The following is a 17,330-nucleotide window of genomic DNA, read 5'->3' on the forward strand; positions in this document are numbered from 1 at the left end:
TTAGATCCTAGATACCAGCGACTTTTTGTAATTTCCTATCCTCAAGTTCCATGCAAGCTGTAGAGCGTCCTGTGCAAACGACCGATTCCCTTGTGGATACCACTATCCATCGCCGGAAAACCAGAGCTGTCAAGGTGGGCAATGTCACCATCGGCAGTGATTATCCTGTGGTTGTCCAGTCGATGATCAACGAAGATACCCTTGACATAGAGGGCTCCGTCGCGGCAATCCGCCGACTTCATGAAATTGGCTGTGAAATCGTCCGGGTAACTGTTCCGAGTATGGCCCACGCCCGTTCCCTGGCTCAGATCAAAGCGAAGCTCGCCGAGACCTACCAGGCAGTGCCAATTGTGGCGGATGTCCACCATAACGGCATGAAAATTGCTCTGGAAGTTGCCAAACACGTGGATAAAGTGCGCATCAATCCCGGTCTTTATGTTTTTGAACAGGCCAGTGGCGATCGCACCGGTTATACCGAAGCAGAATTTGCGGCCATTGGTGAAAAGATTCGTGAAACCCTCGAACCCTTGGTGGTTTCCCTGCGGGATCAAGGCAAAGCCATGCGCATCGGCGTCAACCATGGTTCCCTCGCCGAGCGGATGCTCTTCACCTACGGGGATACTCCCGAAGGCATGGTCGAATCAGCCCTAGAATTTATTCGGATTTGTCAGTCCCTCGATTTCCATAACCTGATCATTTCCATGAAGGCATCCCGTGTCCCGGTGATGTTGGCCGCCTATCGCCTCATGGCTAAACGGATGGATGAACTCGGTATGGACTATCCCCTCCACCTGGGCGTAACCGAAGCTGGAGATGGAGAATATGGCCGCATTAAATCTACTGCAGGCATTGGGACGCTCCTGGCGGAAGGCATTGGCGACACAATCCGTGTTTCCCTCACGGAAGCACCTGAAAAGGAAATTCCCGTCTGCTATAGCATCCTCCAAGCCCTAGGCCTACGGAAAACCATGGTGGAATACGTCGCCTGCCCTTCCTGTGGCCGGACGCTCTTTAACCTCGAAGAAGTGCTTCATAAGGTGCGCGAAGCGACAAATCACCTCACGGGTCTAGATATTGCCGTAATGGGTTGTATCGTGAATGGCCCCGGTGAAATGGCCGATGCGGATTATGGCTATGTGGGGAAAACGCCCGGTGTAATTTCCCTATACCGTGGTCGGGAAGAAATCCGCAAAGTCCCGGAAGCCCAAGGGGTTGAAGAACTGATTAACCTTATTAAAGCTGATGGTCGCTGGGTTGATCCGCCCCAATAGTTTTTGACAGAAATTCTCTCAATCATTTGTCACCCAGGCGATATCAATTCATCCCCTGGGTTTTTTCTCGTATCAAAGAATGAACCGATTGATGCAGAGCCGAATCCTTGATATTCAGACTGTCAATCATAGGAACGTTCTACGGTTTGTTTTTGTTCCTGCTAGTCTTCCGCGTCTTCGGGGTAACGGGCATCGTAGGCGGGACGTTCTGCTTCACTGACGAGGTGCTTTAGGGCATCCAGGCGGGAATTCAGCAGCAGTTGGGCAACGGTGGCTGCATCCCCTTCTTTGATCTGCATGGTAGCGAGGGAATCAAAGAGCTTTTGGTAACACTGGTTAAGCTCGTGGTGCAGCTGGAAACGAATTTCGGAGGTATCACGCATGGGCCGAAGGTTGATCGAGTCTAAAAGAGCATATCTTTTCTCATAGCATGCTCTTCTGCCGGAGTTAAGGCGCGGCAATATATGTTGATTTTCAAGGAAAATGCTTACTGTTTTACTTGAGTCGTTCGAGCATAGAACCGGGGCACCAATCGGTAAAGCCATCAACGGTAAACACGACGTAATCAACCCCGTAGGCGTCCCAATAGTCCACTACTTTGCCCTGTTTTTGCTCTGGATCTGCCCGGCGTTGCACAAGGCAACCAAGGGGAAATTCTTGGGCGATCGCCTTATCTTTCAAATCCCTGAGCTTGAGAATGCGGCCTTGCTGATCTGCCGATAATTGTTTCCAGGCGATCGCCTTAAAGTCGGGGTAGGCTTGGGTGAGCAGTTCAATTTCTGCCCAGGTTTGGGCTTGGGTGAGACATTCCGCCAATTGTTCGGGAGATTCAATTACAGGGACGGGATGAGGAGCAGTGGTCATGGCAATTTTCAAAATTTAACGGGATTGGAACGGATTTTGCACCATGGTTTTTGTGACTTGGGCTGCCGCTTGATCGAGGGCTTCTACTTCAGCGGCGCTTAGGTGCCAACCCAATGTCCCGGCATTTTCCTGGGCTTGGGTGAGATTTTTTGCCCCCGGAATCGGCATTGTCCCTTTACAAATACACCAGTTTAAAGCGACCTGGGCCATGGTTTTTTGGTGCAGCGCCATCAGCTCCCGTAAACAGCTCTGCAACGGGGCCATGTTCGGCAAAACTTGCTTGAAAACCCGCCGTCGTAAACCTTTGGGCAGCGGTTGATCCAAGCTATATTTTCCGGTCAACAGACCAAGGGCCAGGGGACTATAGGCGATTAACTGAATCCCCAATTCATCGCATACGGCTTTGACGTCATATTTCAGCACTGGATCCGTTGAAAGCAAAGAATACTGCACCTGCAATGTCCGAATCGGTACGCCCCAATCCTGAAACCAACGGTGCATTTCCCGGAGTCGCTGACCACCATAGTTGGATAACCCTACGCCTTTCACCTGACCCGTTTCGTACAGTTCTGCCAAACCCCACAATAATCGTTTTTCTTGCCAAGGGGCATAATTTGCCGTTGACCAATGCATTTGCACTAAATCAATTGGCCGCTGTAAACGTTTCGCGGAGGCGGCCCCAGCCCGCTTCATGGAGCCAGCGGTGAGCCGCCAAGGATAAGGAGCCAGTTTAGTCGCCAGAACGATTTCCTGTTGGTGACGGCCAGTGTAGGCTTGGGAAAATTGCCCCAAAAGGCTTTCACTACGACCGCTTAAACGTCCGGTTCCATAGGAATCTCCCGTATCAAAGAGGGTAATGCCGCTGGTCACACAGAAATCAAACACCTGTTGTAGTTCTTGATCCATGCTGGGTTGGTACCCCCATAGCAGGCGATTGCCCCAGGCCCAGGTGCCACAGCCCATGGTGGGGAGAATAAGTTGCTCGCGCATAACATCAGTTTGAATGGAGTGAAATACTGAGAAAAAGTCAGGAAAAGCTGATTAGCGCCGACTGAAAATTTGCCAGCAAACCAGTAGGGTAACGCCAAAATAACCGGCGATCGCCACCCAATCTAACACCGCAGTCTCCATCGCCATAATCCTCCTAGAACGATTCATTCTCCCACCAAAGCAGGTTTGCGCCCTATAAAAATAACTTGAATCTCCCCAGACACAACCCACAAATCCCCATCTTTAGCCCTTTTACAGCCTTCGCCCTGGGTCATGGGGAACTTTTTAAGGATTGTGACAATGGCGTGATATGATTGCACGTGGTTTGTACTGTTTCCCTTGTACAAAGCAATATAGACAGTCAAATAAACTGATCAAAACCCTTGATCTTCTAAACCTGCTGAGCGTGAATTCATCTGAGTCTCAAAGCCAATCAGACATTCCCAACCCTTCTAACTCAACCTTAGAAAACAATGGGGATTCGGCAAGTAACACCCCAATGGACGAGTACTATCAGCTCAAACAGTCCATTTTTTTTGTGACTCTTGCCATCAGTGGGGCGATCGCCCTGTTGGTCTGGTACTTTTATTCTGCCCAAACAGCGGTGAGTTATCTCATTGGTGCTGGCGTTGGAATAATTTATTTGAGACAGTTGGCAAAAAGCGTAGAAAAAATCAGTAGCACTAATCCCAGAACCGGTTCCGGTCGCCTAGCCCTTTTTATCGGCTTGATCGTCATCGCAACCCAACTGGAGCAACTGGAAATTCTCCCCGCTTTTTTAGGGTTCATTACCTATAAACTTGCCATCATTGTTTATGTGCTGCCGAATAGTTTACTTACCGCAGACAAAACAAATTAGAATTCCGCCCTAGCCCTTGATTGTCGAGAGAAAGAACCGGGGAAAGATCATCAAATGGAAATGCTTAATAGTTTAACTACATTTAGTTTATTTCCCCTTGCTGAACTCGAAGTCGGCAAACATTTTTATTGGGAACTCGGTGGCTTAAAAGTTCACGGACAGGTACTAATGACCTCTTGGTTCGTTATTGCTGTACTCGTGCTTGCTTCGATCCTAGCAACCCGTAATGTTCAGCGTGTCCCTGGTGGTTTTCAAAACTTCATGGAATACGCCCTCGAATTTATTCGGGATCTGGCTAAAAACCAGCTAGGCGAAAAAGAATATCGTCCTTGGGTGCCCTTCATTGGAACATTGTTCCTCTTCATCTTCATTGCCAACTGGTCCGGTGCCCTTGTGCCTTGGAAAATCATTGGTTTACCCGAAGGTGAATTGGCCGCTCCCACTAACGACATTAACACCACCGTAGCCCTAGCTCTGTTGACTTCCTTGGCATACTTTTATGCCGGGTTCAAAAAGCGTGGAATTGGTTACCTGAAAAAATATTTGGAACCAACCCCTATCCTTCTTCCAATTAACATTCTGGAAGATTTCACCAAGCCCCTCTCCCTGAGCTTCCGTCTTTTCGGAAACATCCTCGCGGACGAACTGGTGGTTGGTGTACTGGTTTTCTTGGTTCCCCTGATTATTCCTTTACCCTTGATGGCACTCGGTTTATTCGCCAGTGCGATCCAAGCGTTGATTTTTGCGACCCTCGCCGCAGCCTACATTGCTGAAGCGATGGAAGGTCATCACTAGGGGAAGGTTTGACTTCAGGATTATTGATAAAAGCCCGAAGGCTAGCTAGAAATTTCAACTTGATTTGTGTTTCTGGTCACTTTTTCTGTTAATTTTTTTGACGGGGATCTGTTTTAGAGACCTGTTTATACCCACTTCAATAACATCGAAAGGAAAAAATTATGGATTCTTTAACTGCTGCTGCTTCTGTTATTGCTGCTGCTCTTGCTGTTGGTCTTGCGGCGATCGGCCCTGGTATTGGTCAAGGTAATGCTGCGGGTAGTGCAGCCGAAGGGATTGCCCGTCAACCCGAAGCGGAAGGCAAAATCCGCGGTACTCTCCTCCTCAGCTTGGCTTTTATGGAAGCTTTAACCATCTACGGTCTTGTTGTTGCCCTCGTTCTTTTGTTTGCAAACCCCTTTGCATAAAAAGATACCGGACTGGGTTTAGGTCATTCGAGGCTGATTTAAAGGCAGCTTAACTGGATGACCTAGGCCCCGTTTTTCCATGGGACAATGGGGTAACCCCCTAGATGTATAAACTCTATAAGACCCAAACACGGTGGGGTCAATTGATAAATGACACACTGGACAATTGTTTTAGCAACTGAAGCAGTCGAGAAAACCGCTGAGGGTGGTCTTTTTGATTTTGACGCAACGCTCCCCGTGATGGCCATTCAGTTTTTGGTCTTGGCGGCGTTGTTAAATAAGCTTTTTTATAAGCCTATTGGTCAAGCGATTGACGACCGTTCCGATTACATTCGCACCAACTTAGTGGACGCGAAAGAACGTCAGCAAAAGGCGGAGGACTTAGCCGCTCAATATGAGCAAGAACTCCGTGATGTGCGTCGTGAAGCCCAGGATGTAATTGCAAAAGCTCAGGCTGAAGCTCAAAAGGTCGTAGCAGATGAAGTGAAGTCTGCCCAGGCTGAAGCTTTGGCGGAGCGGGAAAAAGCAGCTCTGGAAATCGAGGCACAACGGGAATCTGCGTTCAAATCCCTTGAACAGCAAGTTGATTCTCTGAGCCAGGCGATCGCCTCTAAATTAGTTGGGGCAAAGCTTTAGGGTAGTGCGGTTTTCGCTGCCTAGATGGGAACTCTTGAAGATTTCAAGCTTTTATATCTTTAAGAAAAAGAGTTATCCATTTTTAGATGTATACACCATAAGCAAATAGCGCTGGGGTAGATCGATATCATGGGAATTATTTCCTACCTTGCCACCGCATCGGAGGGTGGTTTTCATTTAAACTTCGACATTTTAGAAACAAACATTATCAACCTTGCGATCATCATTGGGGTTCTGTACGTCTATGGGAGCAAGTTTATTGGCAATATTTTAGAGACGCGCAAAAGCAAAATTGTCGCCGATCTAGAAGACGCTGAAAACCGCGCGAAAAAAGCCCAAGAAGCACTGACAAAAGCCCAGAAAGATCTCGAACAGGCCCAGGCCCAGGCTGCCAAAATTCGGGAAGACGCTAAGGTTGCCGCAGAAAAAACCAAACAAGACATCTTGGCCAAAGGTCGCGATGAAGTTGAAAAACTCAAGGCCTCTGCGGTTAAAGAATTAAGCACAGAACAAGCGAAAGTAATCACCGAGCTGAAGCGACGGGTTGCAGAACTTGCTCTGGCAAAAGTGGAAGCTCAATTGCGGTCTGATTTGGATGAGTCTGCTCAAGCCAAGTTAGTTGATCGCAGCATTGCACAACTGGGAGGTGGCGCATGAAAGGCAACACAATGATTGCTCAGGTCGTTGAGCCCTATGCTGGTGCCCTGATGACCCTTGCGCAAGAGACCAATAAAGTCGAGGCATTTGCAGAAAATTGTCGGGCTTTACTGTCACTCTTCCAAGAGTCTGCGGAGTTCCGGTCTTTTGTGATGAATCCTTTGGTCAAAGCAGAGGATAAAAAAGGTGTTCTGCAAGGGGTTTGTGGCCAGGATGTAGATGCCTACTTCCTCAACTTTTTGTTTTTGCTTGTGGATCGTCGGCGTATTGTTTTCCTCGAAGGCATTTGCCAGGAATTCGTCGCCCTCCAGCGAAAACTGAATAATATTGTTCTCGCTGATGTCACGAGTGCGCAACCGTTGACCACTGACCAAGAAGCGGCGATCGCCGATCAAGTCAAACAAATGACCGGGGCCGATGCCGTCGAATTGAACATTAGCACCGATGCCGATTTGATTGGTGGTGTCGTGATCAAAGTCGGTTCCAAGGTCTTTGACGCTAGCTTGCGGGGCCAACTCCGGCGGATCAGCATGGATCTATTAGGCTCAAACTAAGCTGGTGCCAATTTTTTGGACCTGTTTTAACACCGGCCACTTAACTTTAAAAGTGTCTCAATAGACTGTCCCTAGAATTAACCTTATTTAACAGTACAGACATGATTAGTATCAGACCCGACGAAATTAGTAGCATTATTCGTCAACAAATTGAGTCCTACGACCAAAAAGTTCAAGTCGATAACGTCGGCACCGTACTTCAAGTCGGTGATGGGATTGCTCGGATCTATGGTCTTGAGCAGGCCATGGCCGGTGAATTGCTTGAGTTTGAAGATGGCACCGTAGGGATCGCCCTCAACCTTGAAGAAGACAACGTCGGTGCCGTATTGATGGGCGACGGTCGTGACATCCAAGAAGGCAGTAGTGTGAAGTCCACTGGCCGGATTGCAGAAATCCCCGTTGGCGACGCGACCGTTGGCCGTGTTGTTGATGCCCTTGCCCGTCCCATCGATGGGAAAGGCGACATTGACGCTACCGATACCCGCCTCATCGAATTCATGGCCCCTGGGATTATTGCCCGTCGCTCTGTCCATGAACCGATGCAGACTGGGATTACCGCAATTGACGCGATGATTCCCGTCGGTCGGGGTCAGCGGGAATTGATCATTGGTGACCGTCAAACTGGTAAAACTGCCGTTGCGGTTGACACAATCATCAACCAGAAGGGTGAAGATGTAATTTGTGTGTACGTGGCCGTTGGTCAAAAGGCGTCCACCGTTGCTCAAGTTGTTTCGACCCTCGAATCTAAGGGCGCTTTAGATTACACCGTCGTTGTTGCTGCGAATGCTAACGATCCGGCAACTCTTCAGTACCTTGCTCCCTACACTGGTGCGGCGATCGCCGAGCACTTCATGTACCAAGGTAAGGCGACCCTCGTTGTCTACGATGACCTTTCCAAGCAAGCCCAGGCCTATCGCCAAATGTCCCTGCTGCTCCGTCGTCCCCCCGGACGTGAAGCTTATCCCGGTGACGTTTTCTACTTGCACTCTCGTCTGTTAGAACGGGCAGCGAAACTTAGTGATGAACTCGGCGGCGGTAGCATGACCGCTCTACCGATCATCGAAACCCAAGCCGGTGACGTTTCCGCTTACATTCCCACCAACGTTATTTCCATTACCGACGGTCAGATCTTCTTGTCCTCTGACCTATTCAACGCAGGTTTCCGTCCGGCGATCAACGCGGGTATTTCCGTATCCCGGGTTGGTTCTGCGGCTCAAACCAAAGCGATGAAAAAAGTTGCCGGTAAGCTGAAGTTGGAATTGGCCCAGTTCGCAGAACTCGAAGCCTTTGCCCAGTTTGCGTCTGACTTGGATGCAGCAACCCAAAACCAGTTGGCCCGGGGTCAGCGCCTGCGTCAGATCCTCAAACAGCCCCAAAACTCTCCCCTCTCCGTTGCTGAGCAGGTGGCGATTGTTTACGCTGGCTTGAATGGCTATCTTGATGATGTTCCTGTAGATAAAGTGGTTGAGTTTGCTGCTGGTCTCCGTCAGTACCTTGCCACCAGCAAAGCCCGTTATGGTGAAATCATTGCCAACGATAAAGTGCTCTCTGAAGAAGCGGAGAACCTGCTCAAAGAGGCGATCGCCGAGCACAAGCAAAGTTTCGCCGCTGCGGCCTAAGCAGATGATCACGTCGCCTGTGGCCGATGGCTAGCATCACCAGGGGTTGCAGGCGACCCAGAATCGAACTAAGGGATATTACTCATGCCAAACCTAAAGGGGATTCGTGACCGGATTCAATCCGTCAAAAATACCAAGAAAATTACCGAAGCGATGCGTCTGGTGGCCGCGGCCAAAGTACGTCGCGCCCAAGAACAGGTGACTTCCACCCGTCCCTTTGCTAACACCCTCTTGCAGGTACTCTATAGCCTCAAGAGTCGTCTCCGCCTTGAAGAAGCAGATTTGCCCCTCCTCAAGCAACGGGAAGTAAAGTGCGTCGGTCTGTTGGTCATCACTGGCGATCGCGGCCTTTGTGGGGGCTACAACGCCAACATCATCCGCAAAGCCGAACAAAGAGCAAAAGAATTAGCAGCGGCTGGTATCAGCTACAAGTTTGTGCTGGTGGGCCGTAAAGCGGTGCAATATTTCCAGAATCGCCAAGCTCCCGTTGCTAAAACCTATGCTGGTTTAGAACAAATTCCTTCGGCAGCAGAAGCGTCGGACATTGCCGATGAACTGCTCTCTTTGTTCCTCTCGGAAGAAGTGGACAAAATTGAACTGATTTACACACGCTTTGTGTCTTTGATTAGTTCTCAGCCCGTTGTGCAAACGCTGTTGCCTTTGGTGCCTGAAGCGCTCACTAATCCCGACGACGAAACTTTCAACCTGATTACCCGGGGTGGTAAGTTCCAGGTCGAACGGGAAAAGGTGGCAACTGAAGTTAAAGAACTGCCCGCAGATATGATCTTCGAGCAGGATCCGAAGGACATTTTGAATGCTTTGTTGCCGCTATATCTCAGCAACCAACTACTACGGGCGCTCCAGGAAGGGGCAGCCAGTGAGTTGGCGGCGCGGATGACGGCGATGAACAATGCCAGTGACAATGCTTCTGAACTGATGAAAACCTTGACGTTGTCCTATAACAAGGCCCGTCAGGCAGCGATTACCCAGGAGCTATTGGAAGTGGTCGCCGGTGCAAATGCACTCTAAAAGACGAACAAGTCATTCCCATTACCGTCACTAACGCTAACGGTTACTTGAGGACGGCTTTAATAACATGAAAGGGTGGCATAACCATGTCACTCTTTTTTTATAGTGGCCTAGGGAGGCGATCGCCAAAGAGTTTTAAGGAGTTTTTAGAGGGGATCAATTTACTGACCAAAGGAGATTTTTGGGGGTGAATTTTAATTGAAATATTGAGCCGTCAAGAATCCGCCCCAGACCCATCACCTTGGCAAACGCCTCTGGAAACGTCAAAATAGAATATTGAAATGTCAATTGTGGGTTCCATTTGTGAGTCAAGTTCGCACCGTTTCCGATACGAAGCGTGATTTTTATACACATCATACTCGGCCAATTAATTCGATTTTTCGGCGCGTCGTCGAAGAACTTTTGGTTGAAATGCATTTACTGTCGGTGAACGCCGATTTTCGCTACGATCCTTTCTATGCGTTGGGCGTCGTCACTTCCTTTGAGCGCTTTATGCAAGGCTATCGCCCAGAGGCGGATAAAGTTTCTATTTTCCAAAGCATGTGCCAAGCGATTGGGGGCGACGCCAACCGTTACAAAGAAGATGCAATGGCCCTGGTTGAACTGGCAAAACGTTGTTCTGGGACACAACTGATTGAGTGCTTCCGGCAAGATGTTCCCCCCGAAGGTGCCCAGGAATTATGGGAAAAAATTGAGGCGATCGCCAAAAATGATCACTTCAAATATAGTCGGTTGTTTGCCATTGGCGTCTATACTTTTTTGGGTGAGTCAGAGCCGCAACTCCTTGAGGACACAGAGAAGCGCGACGAAATGCTGACTACAGTCACCGCAGGTCTGAATCTCCCTGAGGAGAAAATGAAAAAAGACTTAGATCTTTATCGCAGCAATCTCGAAAAAATGAATCAAGTCCTAGAGGTTTTAGAAGATGCCCTCGCCGTAGAACGGCAACGTCGGGAAAAGGCGGAAGCAGAGGCGAATGCCAAAACAGCAGAAGCCACCGTAGCGACTGAAACCAACGACGAACAAAAAGAAACCAGCGAATCCGGCTCCGATGCTTAGGATTACTTGTGCGCAACCTTGATTCTTAAATGTTATTTACTAACACCTTGATCCTCAGGATTTTTGATTGCCTTTGTGGGGCAAAAACTGCAGATCAAGGTGTTCTTTAATGGGTAATTGTGGCGGTGAAATCGTTCCCTCTTCTACGGTGTCGATAATCGCCTGTTCTTGGATAAAAAATTCCCCAAAATTTTGTTGCTGGAGTTGCAACTCATGGAATTGTAATTGCCCGGCGATCGCCAATTCTGCCCCAGGCTCCGGCAGCGGAGTTTCCGTAATCACCCAAATGCGCCCGGTGCTGTCCTGCAATTCGTAAGCACCTTGATCGAGGAGAGGCACCCGCTGGGTTACAGTTCCCTGGACATAGACCTCAGCCCCCGGTGACACAGCCCCAAGACTGGCGATGGGCTGCCTGGTTGTACCCAGGTTTTCCTGTTGAGATAAGACTGTCCAAGGAGTACAGCCGATTAAATTTACTGCGATGAAGCCGCTAAGACACCACCGACTAACTTTGAAGGCGATCGCCATAGACAACACAAGCTTATAAACGCATCACAAAATCAAAAAAGTATCTCCAGTGTACTCGATTCCCCAGAAGCTTCAAAAATCTTGGGGCCAGTGATCAATGTTTCCAAAGAAATGTCTAGAAAATTTAGCGATGTGCTGACCCCGAAATATCAACAAGATTGTCTAAGTTTGTGGAATCGTATCGAGGCCCGCCTTAGCCAGAAACTCCCTTGCTAGGATCAAAAGCAGCATTTCTAGCCGACGGTTCCCCTATGGTTTCTCCCCAAAACCCAGTTCAGATCTACGACACCACCCTCCGCGATGGTTGTCAGCGAGAAGGGCTTGCCCTCTCCCTCGAAGATAAAGTCCGCATCGCCCAACACCTCGACCGCCTCGGCATTCCCTTTATTGAAGGGGGCTGGCCAGGGGCAAATCCAAAAGATGAACAATTTTTTCTACATCTCCGGGAATATCCACTCCAGCAAGCGAAAATTGTTGCTTTTTGTTCAACACGACGTCCCCATTCCGCCGTCGAAACGGACTCTCTACTCCAAGCATCCCTCCGGGCGCAAACTCACTGGATTACTCTATTTGGCAAATCCTGGGATCTCCATGTCACCCTTGGTTTAGGCACTACTTTGGCAGAAAATTGCGCGATGATCCGGGAGAGCCTCGCCTATCTAAAATCCCAAAATCGGCGGGTAATCTATGATGCCGAACATTGGTTTGATGGCTACCAACAAAACCCCGAATATGCCCTCAAGACCCTCGAAGCAGCGATCCAAGGGGGAGCTGAATATCTAGTTTTGTGCGATACCAACGGCGGCACATTGCCCCAAGGAATTATGACCAGTCTCCAGGATATTCAACGGGCATTTCCGGATCTCAAGATTCCCCTCGGCATCCACACCCACAACGATTCGGGGATGGCGGTGGCCAATGCAGTAATGGCCGTGCAAGCCGGGGCCACCATGGTCCAGGGCACCATCAATGGCTATGGCGAACGGTGTGGTAATGCCAATTTATGCACGTTAATTCCCACCCTGCAACTGAAGTTAAATCAGCCTTGTCTCGCACCGGAAAAACTACAACAGCTCACCAGTACAAGCCGCTTAATCAGCGAAATTGTCAATCTAGCTCCCGATGACCATGCGCCCTATGTGGGCCGTTCGGCTTTTGCCCATAAGGGAGGAATTCATGTCTCAGCAGTGCAAAAAAATGCCCTCACCTATGAACACATCGATCCGCAAACGGTGGGAAATGAGCGGCGTATTGTTGTGTCAGAACAGGCGGGATTAAGCAATATTTTGGCTAAAGCGAAAAGCTTCGGCATTGCCCTAGAGAAAACGGATCTGGCTAGTCGAACGATCCTGCAAAAATTAAAGGATTTGGAACATGAAGGCTACCAATTTGAGGCGGCAGAGGCGAGTTTTCAGTTGTTAATCCGCTCGGCATTGGGGCATCGGCAGGAATTTTTCAAGCTGCGGGGATTCCATGTGAATTGTGATGTGGGAGAAACTCAAAGTACGGCGATCGCCACGATCAAGTTAGAAGTGAACGGGAAAAATTTGCTCGAGGCAGCAGAGGGGAATGGCCCCGTTTCGGCCTTGGATCAGGCTCTGCGGAAGGTGTTGACGAAATTTTACCCAGAAATTGCCGAGTTTCAATTGACGGATTATAAAGTGCGAATTTTGGATGGGGCAGCGGGCACTGGTGCAAAAACCAGGGTTTTGGTGGAATCAAGTGATGGCCTGGAACGGTGGACGACGGTGGGCGTATCAGCCAATATTCTTGAGGCATCCTATCGGGCTGTGGTCGAGGGTATTGAGTATGGTCTGTTGCGGCGATCGCCTTATCCCTCTGTGCCTTTACCTGTGGCAACCCTGTGACTCTAACTCTGCGGGGATGGTGTGGATTTTTGACCCATTTTCCGATGCGGGAGAGTTGACATTTAGAGGCGATCGCCACCCCTCCTTTTTTGATCTGAGCTAGTATGGTTTGCAAGTCAAAATACCTAAAAAATTTTGGGTATCAGTATTCTTCATTGCCGTCTCGTGTTCTAGTTGCCGGACTCACTCAACTCAGATTTTTAGTTTATTTTCTGGTTCTGGTGTTGATCTACTATGACCCAAACCTACCAAACCCAAAAGACTCCCTTTTTGGAAAATTAGTAACTTAAAAGTTGCTAAGGCTTCAGAATTCTTGGGGACTGGGTCGCATCCTCTCCACGCAATTCTCATGTTTGATAATCTTCTTCCCCCCCTCAACGAGCATAATCTGCCCTATCCCGACACAATTCACCCGATTGTGGTGCATTTTGTGATTGCGATGGTGTTATTTGCTTTTTTCTGTGATGTGCTTGGCTATTTCAGCCGCAACAGCAAACTCTATGAAGTGAGCTGGTGGAATATGTTCGTCGCCACGGTTTCGATTTTTATTGCCATTATCTTTGGACAAATCGAAGCAGGTTTGGCGATCGCCTACGATGCCGTTGAACCCGTGCTGAATCTCCACACGATCATTGGTTGGTCTTTGTCGGGGATTATCGCGGCCTTGACGGGCTGGCGCTACGTGATTCGCTCTAAAAACCCGGAAACCTTGCCGATGTCCTATCTGGGTATGGGAGCAATTTTGACGGGAATTGTCTTTTTCCAGGTTTATCTCGGCGATAAATTGGTCTGGGTTTACGGGCTCCACACCACAGAGATTGTCCAAGCAGCGAAAGAGGGACTTTTATAAGCGATGTATTCTGATCTGATCCATCAACTCGATTTGGGGGCAAACGGCTTACCCTACAGCATTCCCATTCACCCGAATCTGGTGCATCTGACCCTGGGGCTGTTCATCATTGGCATTGCTTTCGATATTGTCGGTGTATTTTTTACTTTTGAGCGTCCCATTTTTAAATATCTGGCGATCCCGGCTACCCGTTCTAATTTCTTTGATGTGGGCTGGTACAACATGGTGGCGGCGTCAATCATTACCTTTTTTACGGTGGCGGCAGGTTTCTACGAAATGCTGTTGATGGATGCCCCGTCTGAGGTAAAAAGTGCCTGGAATTTTACTGCGATAGATACGATGATTTGGCACGGCATTGGCGGCGTGCTGTTGCTGGCATTAATCGTTGGCATGACGGTTTGGCGAGGCTTTCAGCGGTATGTCTGGCGCGGTGATCGCAGTCGCCAGGTGCAGTGGTGGTATCTGTTGGCGGGACTGGTGATTATGTTTGTGATGTATGTCCACGGCACATTAGGCGCTCAGTTAGCGGCGGAATTTGGCGCGCACAATACGGCGGGTCATCTGCTCCGACTCGGTGAAGATCCCAATGTGCTGTTGCGGTAGGGGTGAGGAACATTAGGCTATGAAGTTAAAAACGATTATTTCACTTTCGGCGATCGCCCTAATTTTAGGGATATTTAGCTACAACGTCGGGCAATGGTCTTACAGTTGGCTACCGCCCCAGGCTTCCGTAGAATCCCAACTGGTGGATCGGCTCTTTAGCACCCTAGTGGCGATCGGTACATTTATCCTGTTCGGCGTTGCCGGCACGATGACCTACTCGATCCTCTTCCACCGGGCAGGACGCTATGACACCAGTGATGGCCCCCCCATCGAAGGCAACGTCAAATTAGAAATTATCTGGACAACGATCCCCTTCTTGATCGTGGTTTATCTGGCCTATTTCAGCTATCAAACCTACCGCGAGATGAATATCCAAGCTCCGGGACATATGCACCAAGAGGCTTTAGTGACCAATGTTTCTACAGGGAAAACCACCATGGCTATTCCCGTCACCAACGTGGAAGTAACCGCCAAGCAATGGGCCTGGATTTTCCATTACCCCGAAAAAAATGTCACCAGCACCGAACTCCATCTCCCGGTGAACCAACGCGCCCACTTCATTCTGCGATCGCCCGATGTGATCCATGGCTTTTTTATCCCCGCCTTCCGGGTGAAGCAGGACGTGATCCCCTTTGAAGATACGGACTTTGAATTTACACCGATCAAAACAGGGAAATATCGCATTCGTGATTCCCAATTTAGTGGCACTTATTTCGCAGCGATGCAAGCCGATGTGGTGGTGGAATCCCAGGAAGACTACCAAACCTGGTTAAACCAAGCAGCCCGCCAAACCCCCACCCCTGCCCCTAACCAAGCCGTCAGTGAATACGCCCGCCGTCAACAGAAAGAAGACCGCGCCGCCTGGAAAACCGTGCCCCCTGCGCCGCCGCCCGTGGTGAATTATCATCCCTGATTTTGTTTATTGACCTTTTTCCTCTGAATTTTTTTGTCAGTCTTCCATAAATTTTCTGTAATTCCGTAATCGCTCACAAACCATGACCCAAGCTCCCCCAGAAGCCCTGACCAACGAGGGACAACCCCTCACCAACCTGCCCAATTGGCGTACCTTTTTTTCCTTTAGTACCGACCACAAAGTCATCGGACTGCAATACATTGTCACGTCCTTTTTCTTTTTCCTCGTCGCCGGAATTTTCGCGATGATCATGCGGGGGGAACTAATCACCCCAGAACCGGATCTCGTGGATCGCACCGTTTACAATGCCCTGTTTACGATGCACGGCAGCATTATGCTGTTTGGCTGGACATTTCCGGTGTTGGCGGGCTTCGCAAATTATCTGGTTCCCCTGATGATTGGGGCACGAGATATGGCATTCCCCCGACTAAATGCGATCGCCTTTTGGATGGTTCCGGTGTTTGGGTCGTTGCTAATCCTGAGTTTCCTGGCTCCGGGGGGACCCGCCCAATCGGGTTGGTGGTCTTATCCCCCGGTGAGTATCCAGAATCCAGCGGGAGTGTTGCTCAATGGCGAATTTCTTTGGTTGGTTTCCGTGGCGCTATCGGGAATTTCCTCGATCCTGGGGGCGGTGAATATTGTTACGACCATTGTGCGGATGCGTTGTCCAGGGATGGGCTGGTTTAAAACGCCGGCATTTGTCTGGACGGTGTTAGCGGCACAAATTATTCAGCTTTTTGGGTTACCCGCTTTAACTGCTGGGGCGGTGATGTTACTCTTCGATCTCACGGTGGGCACAACCTTTTTCGATGCCTCCCAGGGGGGAAGCCCGGTTCTGTACCAGCACTTTTTCTGGTTCTATTCCCACCCGGCGGTGTATGTGATGATTTTGCCGGTGTTTGGCTTTTTCTCGGAACTGTTCCCCGTCTATGCCCGTAAGCCCTTGTTTGGCTACAAGGTGGTCGTCGTTTCCTCGATGATTATTGTTGTCCTTAGTGCGGTGGTCTGGGTTCACCATATGTTTGCGAGTGGGACGCCCCCCTGGATGCGGATGTTGTTTATGTTTTCAACGATGTTGATCTCTGTGCCGACAGGGATTAAGGTCTTTGCCTGGGTGGCGACCCTCTGGGGGGGGAAATTGCGCCTGGATACACCGATGCTTTTTGCGATGGGGGGTTTGATTAACTTCGTTTTCGCGGGGATCACGGGGATTATGTTGGCATCGGTTCCGGTGGATATCCATGTGAACAATACCTATTTTGTGGTGGGGCATTTTCACTATGTGATCTACGGGGCGATCGTCTTTGGGATCTATGGGGCGGTGTACCACTGGTTCCCGAAGATGACGGGCAAGATGTACTACGAGGGTCTGGGGAAACTGCATTTTTGGTTAACGATGATCGGCACAACCTTGAACTTTCTGCCGATGCACCCGGTGGGGTTGATGGGGATGCCCCGGCGGGTTGCGTCTTATGATCCGGAGTTTGCCTTCTGGAATGTGATTGCCAGTATCGGCGGTTTTATCCTCGGCATGTCCACGATTCCTTTTTTGCTCAATATGATTGCGTCCTGGATTAACGGCGATCGCGCTCCCGCAAACCCCTGGCGGGCGATCGGTTTGGAATGGCTGGTTCCTTCTCCCCCGGAACATGAAAATTTTGAGGAGTTACCCATCGTCATCACAGAACCCTATGGCTACGGAAAGTCGGAACCCCTCACGGAAAATCTGGGGGGTTAAATGATTTTTTTGTTGTTGCCCCACCACCATTCGTAGGGGCAGTTCGCGAACTGCCCTTACCGTCCCCGCCGAGCACCCCTCCTACCTAGA

Annotated in this window: 19 protein-coding genes; 15 read left to right on the forward strand and 4 right to left on the reverse strand. The window is 49.6% G+C overall.

Going from position 1 to position 17,330, the window contains the following annotated elements:
• Positions 1–50 precede the first annotated feature (50 nt).
• Positions 51–1,271: a (E)-4-hydroxy-3-methylbut-2-enyl-diphosphate synthase gene (gene ispG, locus AACT35_RS13630; protein WP_012306372.1), complete on the forward strand. Its 1,221-nt coding sequence runs from the start codon at positions 51–53 to the stop codon at positions 1,269–1,271.
• A gap of 161 nt (positions 1,272–1,432) precedes the next feature.
• Here the strand turns inward: ispG and AACT35_RS13635 are convergent, their stop codons facing one another.
• From AACT35_RS13635 to AACT35_RS13645, 3 genes are all read right to left on the reverse strand, one after another.
• Positions 1,433–1,654 (reverse strand): hypothetical protein, encoded by a 222-nt coding sequence (locus AACT35_RS13635; RefSeq protein WP_030005973.1) that lies wholly within the window; start codon positions 1,652–1,654, stop codon positions 1,433–1,435.
• Between the two features lie 112 nt (positions 1,655–1,766).
• Positions 1,767–2,135: a hypothetical protein gene (locus tag AACT35_RS13640; RefSeq protein ID WP_254047944.1), complete on the reverse strand. Its 369-nt coding sequence runs from the start codon at positions 2,133–2,135 to the stop codon at positions 1,767–1,769.
• A 15-nt stretch (positions 2,136–2,150) separates the two neighbouring features.
• The gene (locus tag AACT35_RS13645; protein WP_099237840.1) at positions 2,151–3,125 is read right to left on the reverse strand and encodes an aldo/keto reductase; all 975 of its coding nucleotides are present in this window, start codon (positions 3,123–3,125) and stop codon (positions 2,151–2,153) included.
• Positions 3,126–3,624: 499 nt separating this feature from the next.
• Here AACT35_RS13645 and AACT35_RS13650 point away from each other — a divergent pair, with 499 nt between their 5' ends.
• From AACT35_RS13650 to psb29, 9 genes are all read left to right on the forward strand, one after another.
• Positions 3,625–3,984, forward strand: coding sequence for an ATP synthase subunit I (locus AACT35_RS13650; protein WP_030005970.1), 360 nt, complete (start codon positions 3,625–3,627; stop codon positions 3,982–3,984).
• A 54-nt stretch (positions 3,985–4,038) separates the two neighbouring features.
• Positions 4,039–4,779, forward strand: coding sequence for a F0F1 ATP synthase subunit A (gene atpB, locus AACT35_RS13655; protein WP_173867214.1), 741 nt, complete (start codon positions 4,039–4,041; stop codon positions 4,777–4,779).
• Positions 4,780–4,940: 161 nt separating this feature from the next.
• A complete protein-coding gene (gene atpE, locus AACT35_RS13660) occupies positions 4,941–5,186 on the forward strand; it encodes an ATP synthase F0 subunit C (RefSeq protein WP_012306367.1) in 246 nt (81 codons plus the stop codon).
• Positions 5,187–5,336: 150 nt separating this feature from the next.
• Positions 5,337–5,822 carry a F0F1 ATP synthase subunit B' gene (locus AACT35_RS13665; protein ID WP_012306366.1) on the forward strand — a complete coding sequence of 162 codons (486 nt, stop codon included), beginning with the start codon at positions 5,337–5,339 and terminating at the stop codon, positions 5,820–5,822.
• 129 nt (positions 5,823–5,951) lie between these two features.
• On the forward strand, positions 5,952–6,479 hold the full coding sequence (locus AACT35_RS13670; RefSeq protein WP_012306365.1) for a F0F1 ATP synthase subunit B: 528 nt from the start codon (positions 5,952–5,954) through the stop codon (positions 6,477–6,479).
• Positions 6,476–7,033 (forward strand): ATP synthase F1 subunit delta, encoded by a 558-nt coding sequence (gene atpH / locus AACT35_RS13675; protein ID WP_099237842.1) that lies wholly within the window; start codon positions 6,476–6,478, stop codon positions 7,031–7,033. Before AACT35_RS13670 ends, atpH begins: the two co-directional genes overlap by 4 nt.
• 101 nt (positions 7,034–7,134) lie before the next feature.
• The gene (atpA, locus tag AACT35_RS13680) at positions 7,135–8,652 is read left to right on the forward strand and encodes a F0F1 ATP synthase subunit alpha (RefSeq protein WP_030005968.1); all 1,518 of its coding nucleotides are present in this window, start codon (positions 7,135–7,137) and stop codon (positions 8,650–8,652) included.
• 84 nt (positions 8,653–8,736) lie between these two features.
• The gene (locus AACT35_RS13685; RefSeq protein ID WP_030005967.1) at positions 8,737–9,681 is read left to right on the forward strand and encodes a F0F1 ATP synthase subunit gamma; all 945 of its coding nucleotides are present in this window, start codon (positions 8,737–8,739) and stop codon (positions 9,679–9,681) included.
• 303 nt (positions 9,682–9,984) lie between these two features.
• On the forward strand, positions 9,985–10,740 hold the full coding sequence (psb29, locus tag AACT35_RS13690) for a photosystem II biogenesis protein Psp29 (protein ID WP_099238023.1): 756 nt from the start codon (positions 9,985–9,987) through the stop codon (positions 10,738–10,740).
• A gap of 54 nt (positions 10,741–10,794) precedes the next feature.
• On the opposite strand, the gene AACT35_RS13695 is transcribed toward psb29, so the two are convergent.
• Positions 10,795–11,268 (reverse strand): hypothetical protein, encoded by a 474-nt coding sequence (locus tag AACT35_RS13695; RefSeq protein ID WP_049761560.1) that lies wholly within the window; start codon positions 11,266–11,268, stop codon positions 10,795–10,797.
• 251 nt (positions 11,269–11,519) lie between these two features.
• On the opposite strand from AACT35_RS13695, the gene cimA reads away from it, so the two are divergent.
• From cimA to ctaD, 5 genes are all read left to right on the forward strand, one after another.
• The gene (cimA, locus tag AACT35_RS13700) at positions 11,520–13,136 is read left to right on the forward strand and encodes a citramalate synthase (protein WP_099237844.1); all 1,617 of its coding nucleotides are present in this window, start codon (positions 11,520–11,522) and stop codon (positions 13,134–13,136) included.
• Positions 13,137–13,485: 349 nt separating this feature from the next.
• Positions 13,486–13,986, forward strand: a complete 501-nt coding sequence (locus tag AACT35_RS13705) for a DUF2231 domain-containing protein (RefSeq protein ID WP_012306358.1) — start codon at positions 13,486–13,488, stop codon at positions 13,984–13,986.
• A 3-nt stretch (positions 13,987–13,989) separates the two neighbouring features.
• A complete protein-coding gene (locus AACT35_RS13710; protein ID WP_065710231.1) occupies positions 13,990–14,589 on the forward strand; it encodes a DUF2231 domain-containing protein in 600 nt (199 codons plus the stop codon).
• A 19-nt stretch (positions 14,590–14,608) separates the two neighbouring features.
• On the forward strand, positions 14,609–15,502 hold the full coding sequence (locus tag AACT35_RS13715; RefSeq protein WP_099237846.1) for a cytochrome c oxidase subunit II: 894 nt from the start codon (positions 14,609–14,611) through the stop codon (positions 15,500–15,502).
• A gap of 82 nt (positions 15,503–15,584) precedes the next feature.
• Positions 15,585–17,240 (forward strand): cytochrome c oxidase subunit I, encoded by a 1,656-nt coding sequence (gene ctaD / locus AACT35_RS13720; RefSeq protein WP_099237848.1) that lies wholly within the window; start codon positions 15,585–15,587, stop codon positions 17,238–17,240.
• The last annotated feature ends 90 nt before the right edge of the window (positions 17,241–17,330 follow it).

The sequence above is a fragment of the Synechococcus sp. BDU 130192 genome, assembly GCF_963876085.1.
In the GTDB taxonomy this organism is placed as follows: domain Bacteria; phylum Cyanobacteriota; class Cyanobacteriia; order Cyanobacteriales; family MRBY01; genus MRBY01.

Coding starts and splice junctions, on each gene's coding strand:
- ispG (WP_012306372.1), top strand. CDS start 51: ATGCAAGCTGTAGAGCGTCCTGTGCAAACGACCGATTCCCTTGTGGAT.
- AACT35_RS13635 (WP_030005973.1), bottom strand. CDS start 1,654: ATGCGTGATACCTCCGAAATTCGTTTCCAGCTGCACCACGAGCTTAAC.
- AACT35_RS13640 (WP_254047944.1), bottom strand. CDS start 2,135: ATGACCACTGCTCCTCATCCCGTCCCTGTAATTGAATCTCCCGAACAA.
- AACT35_RS13645 (WP_099237840.1), bottom strand. CDS start 3,125: ATGCGCGAGCAACTTATTCTCCCCACCATGGGCTGTGGCACCTGGGCC.
- AACT35_RS13650 (WP_030005970.1), top strand. CDS start 3,625: ATGGACGAGTACTATCAGCTCAAACAGTCCATTTTTTTTGTGACTCTT.
- atpB (WP_173867214.1), top strand. CDS start 4,039: ATGGAAATGCTTAATAGTTTAACTACATTTAGTTTATTTCCCCTTGCT.
- atpE (WP_012306367.1), top strand. CDS start 4,941: ATGGATTCTTTAACTGCTGCTGCTTCTGTTATTGCTGCTGCTCTTGCT.
- AACT35_RS13665 (WP_012306366.1), top strand. CDS start 5,337: ATGACACACTGGACAATTGTTTTAGCAACTGAAGCAGTCGAGAAAACC.
- AACT35_RS13670 (WP_012306365.1), top strand. CDS start 5,952: ATGGGAATTATTTCCTACCTTGCCACCGCATCGGAGGGTGGTTTTCAT.
- atpH (WP_099237842.1), top strand. CDS start 6,476: ATGAAAGGCAACACAATGATTGCTCAGGTCGTTGAGCCCTATGCTGGT.
- atpA (WP_030005968.1), top strand. CDS start 7,135: ATGATTAGTATCAGACCCGACGAAATTAGTAGCATTATTCGTCAACAA.
- AACT35_RS13685 (WP_030005967.1), top strand. CDS start 8,737: ATGCCAAACCTAAAGGGGATTCGTGACCGGATTCAATCCGTCAAAAAT.
- AACT35_RS13695 (WP_049761560.1), bottom strand. CDS start 11,268: ATGGCGATCGCCTTCAAAGTTAGTCGGTGGTGTCTTAGCGGCTTCATC.
- cimA (WP_099237844.1), top strand. CDS start 11,520: ATGGTTTCTCCCCAAAACCCAGTTCAGATCTACGACACCACCCTCCGC.
- AACT35_RS13705 (WP_012306358.1), top strand. CDS start 13,486: ATGTTTGATAATCTTCTTCCCCCCCTCAACGAGCATAATCTGCCCTAT.
- AACT35_RS13710 (WP_065710231.1), top strand. CDS start 13,990: ATGTATTCTGATCTGATCCATCAACTCGATTTGGGGGCAAACGGCTTA.
- AACT35_RS13715 (WP_099237846.1), top strand. CDS start 14,609: ATGAAGTTAAAAACGATTATTTCACTTTCGGCGATCGCCCTAATTTTA.
- ctaD (WP_099237848.1), top strand. CDS start 15,585: ATGACCCAAGCTCCCCCAGAAGCCCTGACCAACGAGGGACAACCCCTC.